Origin of the sequence: Paenibacillus sp. RS8, from assembly GCF_041956825.1 — a bacterium.
GTDB lineage: Bacteria > Bacillota > Bacilli > Paenibacillales > Paenibacillaceae > Paenibacillus_AQ.
Genome location: NZ_CP168131.1, coordinates 4,890,036 through 4,905,914 on the forward strand (window position 1 = coordinate 4,890,036; position 15,879 = coordinate 4,905,914).

The window sequence follows — 15,879 nt, forward strand, 5'->3', positions numbered from 1 at the left end:
ACAGCTATTTTAATTGGAAGAAGGGAGCTTATGTACCCCACTCAGTTTCTAGTATAAAACCATCTGAATAATGAAGACACGATTAAGAGGACCACAAGAACACTTGCCAATGTGAAAAAGATAACCTGGTTGAAGAAAGATGAGATAATACTTCCAAATGAAAGCAACCAAATCATTAAATTTATAGTGGAGTTGTAACCTTTTAATTTGATACTTTGATTTCTTTCATCTTCTTCATAAATCACCATTTCTTCAAGCGCATTCTCGTCTTTAAGCAGCTTTCTAAGCTGTATTATGTTCATTACACAGACGCCTTCAATACCAAAGAAAAATCCTGTGATATACGCATCAATAGAAGCAAAATCTGCCGTGGTATTGAGCAATTTAATAATATAGGTACCTATTACAGCAAGTCCACCAATAACAGCGATAACTATTTTGGTACGTAAACGTTTTTGAATCCTCGCTTTATATTTTTGATTCATCATTTTCCTCCACCTCAGAGAAATCAAATACTTCCTCAATCGTTAATCTAAAATACTTAGCTATTTTATAAGCAAGGATTAAAGAAGCTGTGTATTTTTCATTCTCAATTGAAATAATGGTTAACCGAGTGACACGAACCGCTTTTGCTAATTCCTCTTGAGATATTTTTCGCTCTTTTCGCAATTCTCTTATTCTTGTTTTCATGTCCTGCTCCCATGTATTATATAATATCGAAAATTGCTTTCATGATGAAAACCGAAAACGACAACGTCGTACTTTCTTATTATATCAATAAAAAAAATTATCACAATTAAAATAAGTATAGTTAACTATACATTCTATGTATAGTCTGCTATACTTATTTTGGATTTATTAAGGAGGATTGTGCGATGCGGAAAATTGAACTGAAAGATGTAAAAAAGACATTCGGGCGTGTAGATGCTATCAATGGATTGAGCCTTTCCATTCAGGCGGGAGATGTTTACGCCTTATTGGGACATAATGGAGCTGGGAAAACAACAACTCTTCGTTTCTTATTAGGACTTTTAGAGCCTGATGAGGGAGAAGTATCTGTATTTGGTTGTAATCCTAATCTAGAGGGTGACACTGTTCGTAAAATGTGTGGTGTTTTATCAGAAGACGTTGGGTTATATGAGCCTTTGAGTGTATATGATAACTTAAGTTATTTTGCTCAAATATATGGTATGAAACGTAGTGATTACGACAAACGAATAGACGAGCTATTGAGTGATTTTGAAATACTAGATAAGAAGCATTTGCCTGTTAAGGGCTTTTCTACAGGGATGAAGAAGAAGGTTGCTTTAACTAGAGCCTTACTTCACAAACCCAAAATCCTTCTATTAGATGAGCCCACGAATGGACTAGATCCAGTAAGCATTGATCATTTAAGAGTAATGCTGCATGATTTAGCACAGAAGTACGGGACCACCATTATTTTGACCACACACAATTTAGAAGAGGTAAAAAAGATCTGCAATAAGATCACAATAATGCGACATGGGAAAAACGTATATAATAACACAATGGCAGCATTGAAAGAGCAAGCCAAAAGTAAAGTCCGTATTATCTGCAACCAAGATTTGTCCGCTGATTTGGAACGTCTTCATAAGGCGTTATCTAGTCTTGAAATAAATATTGAATACAAGGTACAGCAAAACACGATTATCGTTGAACTAACAGAAAATATTGCGATTTCGAAGTTGATTAAAGTGTTAGCTACATTAGAGATAGATGTGAAGAATATTGAAACAAAGGGATTTGACCTCGAAGAGCTGTATATGCAGGTAGAAAATGGTGAGAAACCAAATGAATGAAATAGAAACCGTCTTTAGGATGCAGATAAAAGAGTATTTCAAGGATAAAGGTGCTCTGATCTTTCATTTATGTGCTGTAGTTCTCATAGGGATCGTTGCTCCTGTGCTTCGAATGAACGATACTGTTTTGTTGAGCGGATCAATCTTATTTCCACTTACTCTGTTAAAGCAATGGACAGCCAACAGCTTTGCGGGTGAGAAAGAAATGAAAACGATAGAAACATTATTATCCTCACCAATTAAGAGTAGAAGCCTATTTTATGGAAAATGTATGTTTTGCATCGTTAGCAGTGGAGTTTGTTATTTATCCATATTCATTTTAATGCTTTTAGTGAAGAGTTTCACAAATGAGCCTTTTCAAATCAATTTTTGGGAATGGGTAGGTATGTTGATTCTATTTTTTCATATTTTATTAGCCGTCACTTTAATAGGAGTAGATCGATCCAGTACTTCTGACGATATCCAGAAGGCGATTAGTAAGCTAAGCATAGTTTTTTATCCGATTTATATTTATATTGTTATTCTTTTTAATTTATTTACTCAGCATTTGATGGTGGCTACTTATTTACTATCAGCAGTATTTTTAGTCGTTTTGGTAGGGGTTAACTCTTTTTTTATCTTTATAAAAGTTAAGAAAATGGATCGTTCGTATTTTTTGTAGAGTCATATAAGAAGGTAGGTGTTTTTGATGAAATCACAAATGTCTAGTGTTCTTCATCATGAATGGAAATATTTCGTAGCTTTAAAGCAATTTCGGTTTAGCATGCTTTTCTTAATCGTTGCACCAGCCATCTTTACGATGCTTGCCTATATTTATTTTGGCGAATTGAACTTTTATTATCCAATCATCATTATGGCTCTAGGTGTGCCTCGAATAACAGTAAATATGATCTCATATTCGATTGGAGGAGAAAAAGTATATAAAACCTTTGAATCTTTATTGTCAACGCCAATACGAACAGAGTCAATGTTCATTGGAAAGAGTATGATTGCAATCCTGATTTCACTAGTAATGCTGGTAGTGTCGTCATTGTTTACTTGGCTGACAGCAAACTTCATCCAATTTGTTTTTATGCATGAAACTAGCCTCATTTGGTTCTCAACAGCTCAAAGTATATTAATCTTTGATAATCTTCTGATTTGTATATTCATGATCTTTATAACTGGAATATTATCCATGGTAATGCAAAAGCCACGCCAAGGATTACATATTGCTTCAGCATTAAGCTTCTTGACGATGGTACCTTCTTTACTGGTTACATTTGGTGTAAAGCATCCATTAGAATGGTCAGCAGGGATTATGATTATTTTGCTGGGAATAAATCTATTCTTGATTTATTATGTGTTGCAGCGAATAAAGAGACCGCAAATAATGGCGAAATTATAAAGGAAAACTAACAAACAATCGCCGTATGATGAGAATCGTACGGCGATATTTTTGTGTATGCTTAGAAACTAATTATAACTAGTAATTTCCTTAACAGAAACTTTTTATGGAATTTATCGTCTATGATAAAGTTAGATCGTTATTTTCAAATTCCGAAATAGTCAGGGAGGAAAAAGAAGTGAGCACTTCATCATTACCTCAACGTTCCACCGTACGCAAAAAGAAACCAACCAAAAAACGTAAGAAACGGAGTTTTTTTCGTACACTATCTAAAGTGTTTTTATTTTGTTTAATTTTGTTGATTGCTGGAGGCGGCTGGTTTTACTTTGCACCTTCGGCTAAAAATCTGCGCTATTCAATCGCTGATACACTGATTACAACACAGCACCGCTACATGGCTAAATATATAATTGGCGAGGACGGATTAAAGGACAGAGTGACTGAATATAGCTCCCTATTTGAAGAGATGGGGGTCGAAAAGGACACACACACCATCACTCCTGAACCAGAAGTAAAAGAGAAACCACTAGTCGAGATAGAAAATGTATCAGGTACTGGGTATTCCGGATATGTCATGATCGTTAATGATCCTACAAAAGTCCGTTTGGGAATTCCAGATAAGGTAGGGTCAGGTGAGAAAGTAACTAGCATGGTGAAGCGCACAGGTGCTATTGCTGGAGTTAACGGTGGTGGATTTGCCGATCCTAACTGGAAAGGTAATGGATTTAAACCTATTGGTATTGTGATTTCACAAGGTAAGTTATATTACAACGGTCTCGGTGGCAAAAAATCCACCCAAATCGTAGGACTTGATAAACAAGGGAAAATGGTTGCTGGGAATTATTCTTTAGACGAGATTAGTAAAATGGGTGTTCAGGAGGCCGTTACTTTTAGCCCTCGTCTGATCGTTAATGGAAAAGGATTGATTAAGAACGCGGCTGAAGGGTGGGGGATTGCACCTAGAACAGCGATGGGTCAGCGTGCAGACGGAGCGATCATCTTTGTTGTCATCGATGGAAGACAACCTACTTATAGTATTGGAGCAAATCTATACGATGTGCAGCAAATCCTTCTTAAGCATGGAGCCGTGATTGCTGCCAATTTGGATGGAGGTTCTTCTACCGTGCTGGTAAAAGACAACGAGATTATGAACAAGCCATCCTCTCAATATGGGGAACGATATTTACCTACGGCTTTTCTAGTATTTGAGCACCCGGAGCAGGTTGATATGCCGAACATTTGGAAGGGACTTGACCCCTCCAAAATTGATGCTGCTAAGAAGCGTACACGCTAAAGCACGCTTAATACGTAATTATGATAAGGATTATCTTGGATTGCTATATGAAAATATGCTACGATATCACCTAGCATGAAACAGAATACAGAACTAACAGGTCTGGAACAGGGGGAATAGGAGTGACGTTGCAACAACTCCGCTACGCTATCGAAATTGCAAATAGTGGCTCCATGAATGAGGCGGCAAAGAAGCTTTTTGTCTCTCAACCGAGCCTGTCCAATGCCATTAAAGAGTTAGAAAGTGAACTGGGAATTACGATTTTTGAGCGGACCAACCGTGGGATCAGTATTTCCGTAGAGGGGATGGAATTCCTAGGTTATGCTCGCCAAATTATTGAACAGACGGAGCTTATGGAGAATCGTTATACTGGGAAAAAGCGTAGTCCGATCTATTTTTCCATCTCTACGCAGCACTACGCCTTTGTGGTTGACGCCTTTGTAAATCTCATGAAGCAGAATGACGTCTCGGAATACAATTTTAGCTTGAGAGAGACGCAAACCTACGAGATTATCGAGGATGTACGTACATTGCGCAGTGATTTAGGAATTCTTTATATTAACGAGAGTAACTATAAGCATATGAATAAACTGTTTAGTGACGGCAATCTGAAATTCACACCGCTTTTTAATACGGATCCGCATCTTTATGTTCGAACCGGACATCCGCTGGCTCGTAAGGAAGTTATTACTCAGGATGATATTGTACCGTTCCCTTATATCACTTTTGAACAAGGTGAGAACAATTCACTGCATTTCTCAGAGGAAATGTTAAGCTTTTCACAAATTGAGAAGAATATTAAGGTGAATGACCGAGCGACACTGACCAATTTATTAATGGGTACGGATTGCTATACGGTTGGCACAGGAATTCTGGCGTCTGATCTAAATGGTGATGGCCTGAAGACGATTCCTTTTGAGAGCAATGAAGTATTTACGGTTGGCTGGATAGCGCATAAAGATCGTAGACCGAGTGTAATGGCATCTAAGTATATCGAGATTTTGAATGACCTGGTTTCAGGAAGTTATTTTGATCTAAATCATTTTTTACTATAGCAGTAGGAGGATCGGTATGATTAGACCCGTAATTGGCACCCAGAGAAATGCTCCACCCTTTCGCTACGATATCGTTGGCAGCTTCTTACGCACGGATGAGATAAAAGCAGCCCGCCTCCAATATGACAATGGTGAAATCACGGGCAGTCAGCTTCATGAAATTGAGAATATTGAAATCGCCAAACTTCTGGAACAAGAAAAAGAAGTGGGTTTATTGGCGGTCACAGATGGGGAATTCCGCCGTTCCTGGTGGCATCTTGATTTTTTTGTAGGGATTAAAGGGACAGAAAAGATTAACTTGAATCAAGGAAGAGCGGAAGCGGCTCAGCGCGCGGAATCTTTTCGAATTGTGGACCGAATTGCCTTTGAAAATCATCCGATGATCGAGCAATTTATCGCTTTGAAGCAAATGGCTGGAGACCGAATTCCGAAAATGACGATACCTTCACCCGCTTTATTTCATTTTGTGGAGGAGTTTAACGGGAATGAGGTTTATCCGGATCAGGAAACGTTATTTCAAGATATTATTGCTGTTTACCGAACTGCAATCCAAGCGTTCTATGATGCGGGCTGCCGTTACCTCCAGTTAGACGATACAACTTGGGGAACACTGTGTAGTGGCAGACATCGGGCGCATTTACGCAGCAGAGGTACAGATCCAGATCAATTGGCTAAGGATTATGTTAGGCTGATTAACGAGAGCATTGCCAATCGTCCGCAGGACATGACAATAGCACTTCACGTATGCCGAGGCAATTTTCGTTCTACATGGTTCGCTGCTGGTGGTTATGAGCCTGTGGCTAAAGAGCTTTTTTCGAATACTAAAGTGGATGCCTTCTTCTTGGAGTATGATAATGAGCGGGCGGGTGATTTTGAGCCCTTACGCTTTCTTAAAGATCAATTTGTAGTGTTGGGACTAGTAACTACGAAACATGGGGGTCTTGAGAGCAAAGAACAGCTCAAAGCGCGTATTGAAGAAGCGGCACAATATGTTGATATTGAGAAGCTTTGCCTAAGTACTCAATGTGGATTTGCTTCAACCGAGGAAGGGAATATTCTAACCGAAGAAGAGCAGTGGGATAAAATACGTCTCGTAATCGAAACCGCCCAAGAAATTTGGGTTTAAGTAAAAATACGTAAATCTGATGGCCTGCTATAGCGTAAGCTTATGGTAGGCCATAGTTTTTAGGAGTTACCAGCCTTAGATGATGAAGTGCTATAGTGAATGCAACAGAACAAGCACAGAGAATCAAGGAGGTCGGCCCCATGAGTACCATTCAAACAGGAACGCAAAGAACAGAAGTACCCTTCAGAGTTGATATAGTAGGTAGCTTCTTACGCCCGGAAACTATTAAGAGGGCTCGCGTTCAATTTCAAAACAATGAAATCACGGCAGACGAATTGCGCAAGGTTGAAGATACGGAGATTGCCAGAGTCGTGAAAAAGCAAAAAGATGTAGGTTTAAAAGGAGTAACGGACGGTGAATTCCGCCGTTCTTGGTGGCATTTAGACTTCATGTGGGGTCTGGAAGGCGTAGCTAAGAAAGTCAGCAAAGAAGGCTATTTATTCAATGGCATTGAGACAAGAGCGGAAACGGCAATCCTATCTGGCAAGATTCGCGGTACGAATCATCCAATGATCGCAGATTACATACAACTGGCTAGCGTTGCCGGTAACGATGTAGTTGCGCGTCAAACGATTCCCTCTCCTGCACAATTTCTTGCTGAGCTTCAACGGAATCACCAGACCACTGTAGCTGTTTACGATAACCAAGATGAACTAGTTGCTGATATTGCCGCAGCATATCGTGAAGTGATTCGCGACTTCTATGAGGCGGGTTGTCGAAATCTTCAGTTGGACGATTGCACATGGGGGATGCTCTGTGACAAAGGATATTGGGAAGCGCGACAAAAAGAGGGTGTAAATGTTAACGAAATTGCTAAGTTGTATGCATTCGTAAATAATGAAGCGATTAAGGATCATCCTGCTGATATGGTCATTACCATGCATGTATGCCGTGGAAACTATGCTTCTACATGGGCAGCTTCCGGTGGATACGAGCCAATCGCAGAAGTGTTATTCGGAACTGTGGATGTTGATGGGTTCTATCTGGAGTTTGATACGGATCGGGCAGGTGATTTCGCACCATTAAGATTTATCAAGGATCAACAGGTCGTTCTAGGATTGTTCAGCTCGAAGACCGGTGAGCTTGAGAATAAAGAAGAAATCGTGGAGCGTATTAAAGAAGCGTCACAGTATGTTAACATCAATCAGCTATGTCTAAGCCCACAATGCGGTTTTGCTTCTACAGAAGAAGGAAACCATTTGACAGATCAGCAACAGTGGGACAAACTGCAATTTATTAAAGAGATTGCGGATGAAATTTGGCATTGATTTGATAAATACTAGCAGGCTCCTGATCGATTCAGGAGCCTTTTTTATGAGTGTATTGTGACAGCTTAGAGGATTAACCTAGCAGCGCACTTTACTAGAGCTATTAATCAAGGGTATAATAAGTAACAATTGTTTTTAATTCATGTTGAAAGAGAGCGGGAACAATATGGGTCGTAAGTGGAATAATATTAAGGAAAAGAAAGCCTCCAAAGACGCCAACACAAGTCGCGTTTATGCTAAGTTTGGTGTTGAGATTTATGTAGCAGCCAAGAAAGGTGAACCCGATCCAGAAGCAAACCGGGCACTGAAGGTTGTATTAGAACGTGCAAAAACTTACAATGTACCAAAAGCGATTATCGACCGCGCAATGGATAAAGCCAAAGGCAGCGGTGATGAGAATTATGAAGACCTTCGTTACGAAGGGTTTGGACCTAACGGTTCGATGATTATCGTCGATGCGCTTACGAATAACGTTAATCGTACAGCACCTTTGATTCGTTCTACATTTAGTAAGAATGGCGGAAATATGGGTGTCAGCGGATCAGTAGCCTATATGTTTGACTCAACGGCTGTTATCGGTGTGGAAGGTAAAACTGCTGATGAAGTGATTGAGATGATGTTCGAAGCAGAGCTTGATGTACGTGATGTACTGGAAGAGGACGAAGCAGTTATCGTATATGCTGAGCCTGATCAGTTCCATGCCGTACAAGAAGTATTCAGAAATGCTGGAATTACCGAATTTACTGTAGCAGAATTAAACATGCTTCCACAGAACTATGTAACACTTCCTGAAGATGCACAAGCTCAATTTGAAAAACTGATTGATGCTTTAGAAGATTTGGAAGATGTGCAACAGGTGTATCATAACGTGGAGTTTGAAGACTAAGAATAATATCTAACAAGGCGATGGAGTTCGCCTCAACCGTCTCATGAGACTAATGACTCCTACCAGTGTGAGCTTCACTGGTAGGAGTCTGTTTTGTTGTTGGGACTGCTTTATACTGATTTTGGAGGCTGTCGTAATGAATCAATGGTCTGCACGATGGGTTGAATTCGCTAAGAAAAGAAGTCATTTTGCACTATGGAGTACGTTTATCAAATGGATTGTACTCGGAAGTGTGGTTGGACTTTTATCGGGAACTGCCTCGGCATTCTTTCTGAAAAGCTTAGATTATGTAACAGATGTACGTCTAGAGCATCCGTGGCTGCTTTATTTGCTGCCTCTTGGAGGAGTCCTTGTTAGTTTCTTATATATGCGTTATGGAAAAAACAGCGCTAAAGGAAATAATCTTATCATAGAACAAATTCAGGATGGTACAGAGACCATTCCTTTACGCATGGCACCCTTAGTATTGTTCGGAACACTGGTAACTCATTTGTTTGGTGGATCTGCCGGACGTGAGGGAACCGCAGTACAAATGGGAGGAAGCCTCGCGGAGTGGTTTGGGAAATTAATCAAAATCAGTCCGCTGGATCGCAAAATATTGTTAATGTGCGGGATTAGCGGAGGCTTTGGCTCTATTTTCGGAACACCACTAGCTGGAACCTTATTTGGTCTAGAAGTGGTAACGATTGGACTTATTAGCCAACAAGCGTTACTTCCATGTTTTGTGGCCAGCTTTGTTGGTGATCTGGTCACCACTCAATTGTGGGGCGTTCATCATACTCACTATGTAGTGAATGAGTTTCCTGCCTTAAGTGTAATGATTATTCTAAAAGTGGTATTGGCTTCTGTTATTTTTGGTCTTGTGAGTATGCTTTTCAGTGAACTGACTCATTTTCTAAAAAGAACCTTCACCGCCATGATTAGCAATCCGATGATAAAAGCAGCAGTAGGTGGTTTAATTATCATAGCGTTGGTATTCGTTGTAGGGTCACGCGACTATCTGGGACTTGGTATCCCTTTAATCAAGGATTCTTTTGAGGGAGATGTAACGCCGTTCGCTTTTTTATGGAAGCTGATTTTCACCGCTTTTACCCTGGGAACAGGATTTCAGGGTGGTGAAGTTACTCCGTTGTTTGCGATGGGAGCCACATTAGGCAATGCTTTGGCTGGAATATTACATGTGTATGGTCCCTTTTTAGCTGCGCTCGGATTCATTGCTGTTTTCTGCGGAGCTACGAGCACACCCATCGCATGCTTTATAATGGGAATTGAGCTGTTCGGTTCGGAAGGTGCAATTTATATGTTCATCGCTTGTGTGGTGAGTTATTTATTCTCCGGACATTCGAGTATTTATACTTCTCAGCTTATCGGTGTATCAAAGAGTCAGCTCATTTCAATCCCTCAAGGGACTAGGATAAATGGTGTTAAAAAAAGAAAATGATTTTTCGAAAATATTTTTCATCTGTCAGAGGATGGTTAGTTCAAGAGATGAGCTAACCTCTCTTTTTTTTGTTCAAAAAACAAACCCTCCAATAAACCACCAGCCTTTACTTCATTTGATATAGTGTAAACCTAATATCTGAAATGAGGTGGGGATTATGATTTTGTCCGTGAAAAATCTCTCTGTACGATACGGAGATAAAGTTGCTGTCCAGGATTTAAACTTTCATTTAGGTGAAGGAGAAGTAATTGGTTTGCTAGGAGCTAATGGTGCAGGGAAATCCTCGAGTATTGCTGCAATTCTAGGGATCGAGAAAAGCGAATTTCAAAGGCTCGATGTACTTGGGAAATCGCCATTCACAGAACGAAAGGAAGTGTTCCAAAACGTTGGCGTACAATTCCAAGATACGAATTTTCAAGATCGCCTAACCGTAGAAGAGGCTTGTATCCAATGGCGTTCTTTATACAAAAAACCACAAGCTATCGATCCTTTACTTATAACCTTTGGACTGCATGAAAAGAAAAAGCAGCTAGTAAGATCGCTATCTGGCGGTGAAAAGCAGCGATTAGCAGTTTTGTTAGCCCTCTTGCCTAATCCTCAGCTCGTTTTTTTAGATGAATTAACAACGGGGCTTGATACAAAAGCGCGTAAGATGTTATGGAAACAGCTTTTAACTATGAAAGAAAACGGACTATCGATTGTACTCACCTCTCATTACATGGACGAAGTAGAAGCTCTCTGCGATCAACTAATCATTTTAAGAGACGGTAAAACGGTCGCCTTTGGTTCCATTCAAGAAATTATTACACTTAGTGGACAACCAACATTAGAGAATGCCTATTTATATTTTGCAGGTGAGGAGGAATGGGTATGAAATTATTTTGGACGCTACTAAAGATAGAGGGCAAACTTGTTTGGAAAGGTATGGATATACTTATATTTGGGATCCTACTCCCGATCATTTTGGCGACTCTTTTTGGATATGTCATGAGTAAAGATGTGTCTGCCAGCGGAGCATCCATGTTTGAAATCTCTTACCCTGCAGTTATTTGTATTGGGGTACTCGCCACTGGCGTAATGGGTGTACCGCTTACCATTGCTGACTATCGTCATCGAGGAATTCTAAAAAGATTCCAAGTAACACCCGTATCCCCAGTACATATATTGTTTGCTCAAGTTGTTATTCAATTATCCTCAGCACTAGTTTCATTTATTGGCGTAACTACTGTATATACTTTATTATTTGATTATGAAATGAGAGGCTCATGGGGAGTCTTTCTGATAACTTATGCATTTGTTGTGTGTGCGATGTACAGTGTTGGGATTGCTATCGGCAGTGTCGTGCCTGATCAAAAGTCTGCAAATTTATGGAGTTCAGTGGTCTACTTCACAATGCTTCTATTCTCTGGCGCTACGATTCCATATGAAATTATGCCACGTTTTCTCCAATGGATAATGGATATTCTTCCGCTTTCACATGGTATTCATTTACTTAAACAAGTTTCGATTGGAGAGTCAATTCAGCACTTATTCTTTAGTATTATCATTCTTGTCTTATGTATATTGATTGGTTTAGGCAGCGCCATCAAATTCTTTAAATGGAAGTGAGGGAGGCGAAGGGATGTATAGCACCAAAGAAATAGCGAGTCTTGTTAACGTACATCCGAATACTGTTCGCATTTATGAAGAGTGGAAGTATATCTCTCCAGTGCCTCGTGCAGACAATGGATATCGAGTATTTTCGGAGCTTCATTTATTTCAGCTTCAAGTAGCTAGAACCGCTTTTCATTGTGAGATTATTCAAGGTCATAGTCGAGCTAAAGCACGAGCTATTGCAGAAGCCAGTGGGAAGGGTGATTTCAAGCTGGCTTTTAAACTAGCCCAGGTCTATTTGGCTCATCTTGAACAAGAATACCGACTAGCTTTAGAAGCCATTCAATTGGTTGAACAATGGCTCAGTGGCAATGAGTCATTGTCTAATCAGACTTATAATCGAAATGAAGTCACACAATTATTGGAATTAACACCTGAAATCCTAAGGAACTGGGAAAGAAATGGCTTAATAACCGTTCCCAGACTACCAAATGGTTATCGCTTTTATACAGAACGAGAATTAAATAGAATGAAGATTATTCGTACATTGCGAGCAGCACACTATTCTATGAATGCTATTCTAAGATTAATAAATACAGCAGAACAATCAAAGGAACTAAGCATCAAAGAAATATTAGACACACCTGGAGAGTTCGAAGATATTGTCACAGTAACAGATCGTTTAATTTATTCTCTAGAAGAAGCGATACAAAAGGCAAAAGAAGTTATTCAACTGTTAGAGACTAAAAATAATTATGATTTCCCGCTCTAGGTTGACAAGTTTAGGCATGCGTTTTAAACTGTTACCAAACGAAGGGATGGTTTAACATGATTCATGTAGAAACTGTAAAGTTATATACCAGAGGCTGCTCCGAACAAACGGATACAAACGATGAAACGTTGTCCGGAGCTTAATCAAAAGCGTATTGCTTTTATATCGTCGAATGATAGCTAGTCCGATTTAGCGTGAAATGTCATGCTTATTTGGTTATGCTATCTTTCGATGTTAATGATTAAGAGGCTGTAGACAATTTTCGTCTACAGCCTTTTGTGTTTATAATGCTCAGTTTCTAGACTGTCATTTATATGTTTGTGCCGTCTATTCGTGTACAGATAAGCAGAAGGCTTGTGCCCAAAGGGTGCAGTGTCTTCTGCTTTTTTTGCGTTCTTAATTAATTTCAGAAAAGAGGAATAGGAAATGAGTTTACTTGAGGTTTCTAATTTGACACATGCTTTTGGCGATAAGGTCCTATACAAAAATGTCTCTATGGATTTGTACAAGGGAGAGCATGTAGGAGTGGTTGGACAGAACGGAACGGGTAAGAGTACGTTGATTAGCATCTTGACGGGGGAAGTGATCCCGGATGATGGAATGATAAAGTGGCAGCCCAATATTACAATCGGTCATCTCGATCAATATGCTGTCATGGATGGAAACTGTACGGTTCATAATTATTTAAGTCAGGCTTTCTCAGAATTATACGAACTAGAACGAAAAATAAATGAGCTCTATGAAGAGTGCTCTGTAACCGGCAACGAAACGTTATTACAAAAGGCAGCAGACTACCAGGAACGATTAGAAGCGCTAGACTATTATTCGATGGAGAGCAATATCAGTAAGATGGTTATGGGTCTAGGGATCAACGCGATTGGAATCGACCGTCCCATCGAGCAGTTAAGCGGGGGGCAACGGACTAAAGTTATACTGGCCAAGCTTTTACTTGAACAACCTGATGTGCTATTACTCGACGAACCAACCAATTATCTAGATACCGAACATGTTAACTGGCTCGCTGAGTATTTGATTGCCTTTAATCAAGCGTTCATTGTTGTATCTCATAACTATGCCTTTCTCGATAAAATATCCACTAGCATTTGCGATATAGAGGGGGAAACGATAAAAAAATACCACGGTAAATACTCGGATTTTGTGAAGCAGAAGGAACATTTGCGAGAGAGTTATATCCGGCAATATCATGCACAGCAGAAAAAAATAGAAACTACAGAGCAATTCATTCGAAAAAACGGTGCGGGTGTTAATTCCAAAATAGCCCGTGGTCGCCAGAAACAGCTGGATAGGCTGGAACGAATCGCAGCTCCAACATTTGTATCCAAAGCGTCTATTCGCTTTAAAGAGCTCCCATGCACGTCACAAGTAGCGCTTAAAGTGGATCAATTAGTGGTTGGTTACGATAAACCTTTGTTGCCTAAATTGAAGTTCTCCATCCGTGGCGAACAAAAGCTGGTGATTACGGGGTTCAATGGAATCGGGAAATCAACATTGCTTAAAACATTGGTTGGTGAAATCAAAGGGATAACCGGTAGGTTTCAGTTCGCAGAACAAGTTAAAGTCGGTTACTTCGAGCAGGATTTAACTTGGGAAGATGATATGATGACACCTATTCAGGTGATTTCAGCTTATGATCCAAAACTGACTGTAAAGGAAATACGTCGTCATCTGGCACAGTGTGTGGTTAAAGATAACCTTGTAACACAGTCTATCCGTACGCTCAGCGGCGGAGAACAGTCTAAGGTTAAGTTGTGCCGATTACTGCTCTCACCATACAACTTCCTAATTATGGATGAGCCGACCAATCACTTAGATGCTGAAACGAAAGACGCATTGAAGAAAGCTCTAATTCAATTTAGCGGTACTGTTATTCTTGTTTCTCATGAAGAAGAGTTTTATCAAGGGTGGGTCGATCGTGTGCTTAACATAGGAGATGAAACCAGAAGTAAAGGAAGTAAGTACTAATGCAAACCATGAATGACAATTGGAAAAGAAAAATAACCCTATTTCTAACGGCTCAAACCATATCTTTATTTGGTTCCTCGCTGGTTCAATATGCGATTATTTGGTATATCACTCTAACTACCTCTTCAGGGGTGATGATGACGATATCAACCGTCTGCGGCTTTCTCCCGCAGATGGCGATATCGCTGTTTGCTGGGGTATGGATCGACCGTTATAGTCGTAAAAAAATGATCATGCTAGCGGATGGTATGATTGCGATCGCTACTCTTATCCTCGCTGTGATGTTTTTGATGGGCTATAAATATATTGGGTTGCTATATGTAATTTTGCTGATCCGAGCGGCAGGTACGGGGATACAGGTTCCTGCTGTGAACGCACTTATCCCTCAAATTGTTCCAAAAGATCAGCTTATGAAGGTGAATGGAGTAAATAGTAGTATTTCATCCTTGATGATGTTTCTAGCTCCAGCAGCAGGGGGCGTGATTCTATCGATTAGTACCATAGAAACTGCCTTTTTTATTGATGTGATTACTGCAATTATTGGAATTGGTATGATGTGTATAATCGTTATTCCAGTTCATGCTAAGTTGGAGGAGGTTCAGAAATCGAATGTACAAGATATTAAGGAAGGATTTAAGTACCTAAAGGATCATGTCTTTATTAAGCAATTACTAATCTATTTATTTGTCGTAATGATACTGATCAGTCCAGCAGCCTTCTTAACCCCTCTAATGGTGAGTCGATCCTTTGGTTCAGAAGTATGGAGATTGACCGCAAGTGAGATGACTTTTAGCGTAGGGGCGTTAGTTGGAGGGCTTCTGATAGCGTCATGGGGCGGCTTTAAGTCTCGTATGCATACCAACATTATAGCATGTGCTCTCTACGGTTTGCTGATGGTTGGACTTGGCTTCGCTCCTATGTTTGCAATGTATTTATTGTTTAATTTGTTGATAGGCGTAACGATGCCTTGCTTTAACGCTCCTTTGACAGTGATGTTGCAGCAGAATGTGGAGCCGAAGATGCAAGGTAGGGTGTTTAGTCTTGTTCAAGTGACGAACTCATGTGCTTTGCCACTCGGGATGGCGCTGTTTGGTCCGCTAGCTGATAGAGTCCAAGTGGAGAATATTCTTTTATTCGCTGGTTTTGCAGTGATTATGTGCGCCTTCTATGCAGTGATTAAACTTCTTGCCTTAGCAAAGAACTACGATTAACATGAAGATATTCCAAATAAATACAATCATAGAGCAGAGGGAT

At 40.0% G+C, this 15,879-nt stretch carries 16 protein-coding genes and 1 riboswitch; of the genes, 14 read left to right on the forward strand and 2 right to left on the reverse strand.

The genetic code is table 11. The features are described 5' to 3' along the window. Positions 1 to 41 precede the first annotated feature (41 nt). Together ACDZ28_RS23210 and ACDZ28_RS23215 are read right to left on the reverse strand one after the other, a co-directional pair. Positions 42 to 488, reverse strand: coding sequence for a hypothetical protein (locus ACDZ28_RS23210; protein WP_375102852.1), 447 nt, complete (start codon positions 486 to 488; stop codon positions 42 to 44). Next, positions 469 to 690 carry a helix-turn-helix transcriptional regulator gene (locus ACDZ28_RS23215; RefSeq protein ID WP_375102853.1) on the reverse strand — a complete coding sequence of 74 codons (222 nt, stop codon included), beginning with the start codon at positions 688 to 690 and terminating at the stop codon, positions 469 to 471. Before ACDZ28_RS23215 ends, ACDZ28_RS23210 begins: the two co-directional genes overlap by 20 nt. A gap of 185 nt (positions 691 to 875) precedes the next feature. Here ACDZ28_RS23215 and ACDZ28_RS23220 point away from each other — a divergent pair, with 185 nt between their 5' ends. From ACDZ28_RS23220 to ACDZ28_RS23285, 14 genes are all read left to right on the forward strand, one after another. Further along, complete coding sequence (locus ACDZ28_RS23220) at positions 876 to 1,820, forward strand: ABC transporter ATP-binding protein (protein WP_375102854.1); 945 nt, start codon at positions 876 to 878, stop codon at positions 1,818 to 1,820. Then, positions 1,813 to 2,481: an ABC transporter permease subunit gene (locus tag ACDZ28_RS23225; RefSeq protein WP_375102855.1), complete on the forward strand. Its 669-nt coding sequence runs from the start codon at positions 1,813 to 1,815 to the stop codon at positions 2,479 to 2,481. Before ACDZ28_RS23220 ends, ACDZ28_RS23225 begins: the two co-directional genes overlap by 8 nt. Before the next feature lie 24 nt (positions 2,482 to 2,505). Further along, the gene (locus tag ACDZ28_RS23230) at positions 2,506 to 3,207 is read left to right on the forward strand and encodes a hypothetical protein (protein WP_231574199.1); all 702 of its coding nucleotides are present in this window, start codon (positions 2,506 to 2,508) and stop codon (positions 3,205 to 3,207) included. Positions 3,208 to 3,385: 178 nt separating this feature from the next. Next, positions 3,386 to 4,501 (forward strand): phosphodiester glycosidase family protein, encoded by a 1,116-nt coding sequence (locus tag ACDZ28_RS23235; protein ID WP_042127505.1) that lies wholly within the window; start codon positions 3,386 to 3,388, stop codon positions 4,499 to 4,501. Positions 4,502 to 4,623: 122 nt separating this feature from the next. Beyond that, the gene (locus tag ACDZ28_RS23240; RefSeq protein WP_042127507.1) at positions 4,624 to 5,556 is read left to right on the forward strand and encodes a LysR family transcriptional regulator; all 933 of its coding nucleotides are present in this window, start codon (positions 4,624 to 4,626) and stop codon (positions 5,554 to 5,556) included. Between the two features lie 16 nt (positions 5,557 to 5,572). Beyond that, positions 5,573 to 6,682 (forward strand): 5-methyltetrahydropteroyltriglutamate--homocysteine S-methyltransferase, encoded by a 1,110-nt coding sequence (locus tag ACDZ28_RS23245; RefSeq protein WP_375102856.1) that lies wholly within the window; start codon positions 5,573 to 5,575, stop codon positions 6,680 to 6,682. A gap of 140 nt (positions 6,683 to 6,822) precedes the next feature. Next, on the forward strand, positions 6,823 to 7,950 hold the full coding sequence (locus tag ACDZ28_RS23250) for a 5-methyltetrahydropteroyltriglutamate--homocysteine S-methyltransferase (protein ID WP_375102857.1): 1,128 nt from the start codon (positions 6,823 to 6,825) through the stop codon (positions 7,948 to 7,950). Between the two features lie 166 nt (positions 7,951 to 8,116). Next, positions 8,117 to 8,836 (forward strand): YebC/PmpR family DNA-binding transcriptional regulator, encoded by a 720-nt coding sequence (locus ACDZ28_RS23255; RefSeq protein WP_042127514.1) that lies wholly within the window; start codon positions 8,117 to 8,119, stop codon positions 8,834 to 8,836. Positions 8,837 to 8,843: 7 nt separating this feature from the next. Then, a riboswitch (Fluoride riboswitch) is annotated at positions 8,844 to 8,905 on the forward strand. Positions 8,906 to 8,972: 67 nt separating this feature from the next. Then, on the forward strand, positions 8,973 to 10,277 hold the full coding sequence (locus ACDZ28_RS23260; RefSeq protein ID WP_375102858.1) for a voltage-gated chloride channel family protein: 1,305 nt from the start codon (positions 8,973 to 8,975) through the stop codon (positions 10,275 to 10,277). A gap of 169 nt (positions 10,278 to 10,446) precedes the next feature. After that, entirely contained in the window at positions 10,447 to 11,151 is a 705-nt protein-coding gene (locus ACDZ28_RS23265; protein WP_375102859.1) for an ABC transporter ATP-binding protein, read from the forward strand. Further along, positions 11,148 to 11,885: an ABC transporter permease gene (locus ACDZ28_RS23270; RefSeq protein WP_042127519.1), complete on the forward strand. Its 738-nt coding sequence runs from the start codon at positions 11,148 to 11,150 to the stop codon at positions 11,883 to 11,885. The genes ACDZ28_RS23265 and ACDZ28_RS23270 overlap by 4 nt, the downstream gene beginning before the upstream one ends. A gap of 13 nt (positions 11,886 to 11,898) precedes the next feature. Then, the gene (locus ACDZ28_RS23275; protein WP_076118488.1) at positions 11,899 to 12,642 is read left to right on the forward strand and encodes a MerR family transcriptional regulator; all 744 of its coding nucleotides are present in this window, start codon (positions 11,899 to 11,901) and stop codon (positions 12,640 to 12,642) included. A gap of 426 nt (positions 12,643 to 13,068) precedes the next feature. Then, positions 13,069 to 14,625 carry an ABC-F family ATP-binding cassette domain-containing protein gene (locus ACDZ28_RS23280; protein WP_375102860.1) on the forward strand — a complete coding sequence of 519 codons (1,557 nt, stop codon included), beginning with the start codon at positions 13,069 to 13,071 and terminating at the stop codon, positions 14,623 to 14,625. 8 nt (positions 14,626 to 14,633) lie between these two features. Beyond that, complete coding sequence (locus ACDZ28_RS23285) at positions 14,634 to 15,836, forward strand: MFS transporter (RefSeq protein ID WP_042132168.1); 1,203 nt, start codon at positions 14,634 to 14,636, stop codon at positions 15,834 to 15,836. The last annotated feature ends 43 nt before the right edge of the window (positions 15,837 to 15,879 follow it).

Bases quoted from the DNA above. Each gene is read 5' to 3' on its own strand.
- ACDZ28_RS23210 (WP_375102852.1), bottom strand. From the start codon at position 488: ATGATGAATCAAAAATATAAAGCGAGGATTCAAAAACGTTTACGTACC.
- ACDZ28_RS23215 (WP_375102853.1), bottom strand. From the start codon at position 690: ATGAAAACAAGAATAAGAGAATTGCGAAAAGAGCGAAAAATATCTCAA.
- ACDZ28_RS23220 (WP_375102854.1), top strand. From the start codon at position 876: ATGCGGAAAATTGAACTGAAAGATGTAAAAAAGACATTCGGGCGTGTA.
- ACDZ28_RS23225 (WP_375102855.1), top strand. From the start codon at position 1,813: ATGAATGAAATAGAAACCGTCTTTAGGATGCAGATAAAAGAGTATTTC.
- ACDZ28_RS23245 (WP_375102856.1), top strand. From the start codon at position 5,573: ATGATTAGACCCGTAATTGGCACCCAGAGAAATGCTCCACCCTTTCGC.
- ACDZ28_RS23250 (WP_375102857.1), top strand. From the start codon at position 6,823: ATGAGTACCATTCAAACAGGAACGCAAAGAACAGAAGTACCCTTCAGA.
- ACDZ28_RS23255 (WP_042127514.1), top strand. From the start codon at position 8,117: ATGGGTCGTAAGTGGAATAATATTAAGGAAAAGAAAGCCTCCAAAGAC.
- ACDZ28_RS23260 (WP_375102858.1), top strand. From the start codon at position 8,973: ATGAATCAATGGTCTGCACGATGGGTTGAATTCGCTAAGAAAAGAAGT.
- ACDZ28_RS23270 (WP_042127519.1), top strand. From the start codon at position 11,148: ATGAAATTATTTTGGACGCTACTAAAGATAGAGGGCAAACTTGTTTGG.
- ACDZ28_RS23275 (WP_076118488.1), top strand. From the start codon at position 11,899: ATGTATAGCACCAAAGAAATAGCGAGTCTTGTTAACGTACATCCGAAT.
- ACDZ28_RS23280 (WP_375102860.1), top strand. From the start codon at position 13,069: ATGAGTTTACTTGAGGTTTCTAATTTGACACATGCTTTTGGCGATAAG.
- ACDZ28_RS23285 (WP_042132168.1), top strand. From the start codon at position 14,634: ATGAATGACAATTGGAAAAGAAAAATAACCCTATTTCTAACGGCTCAA.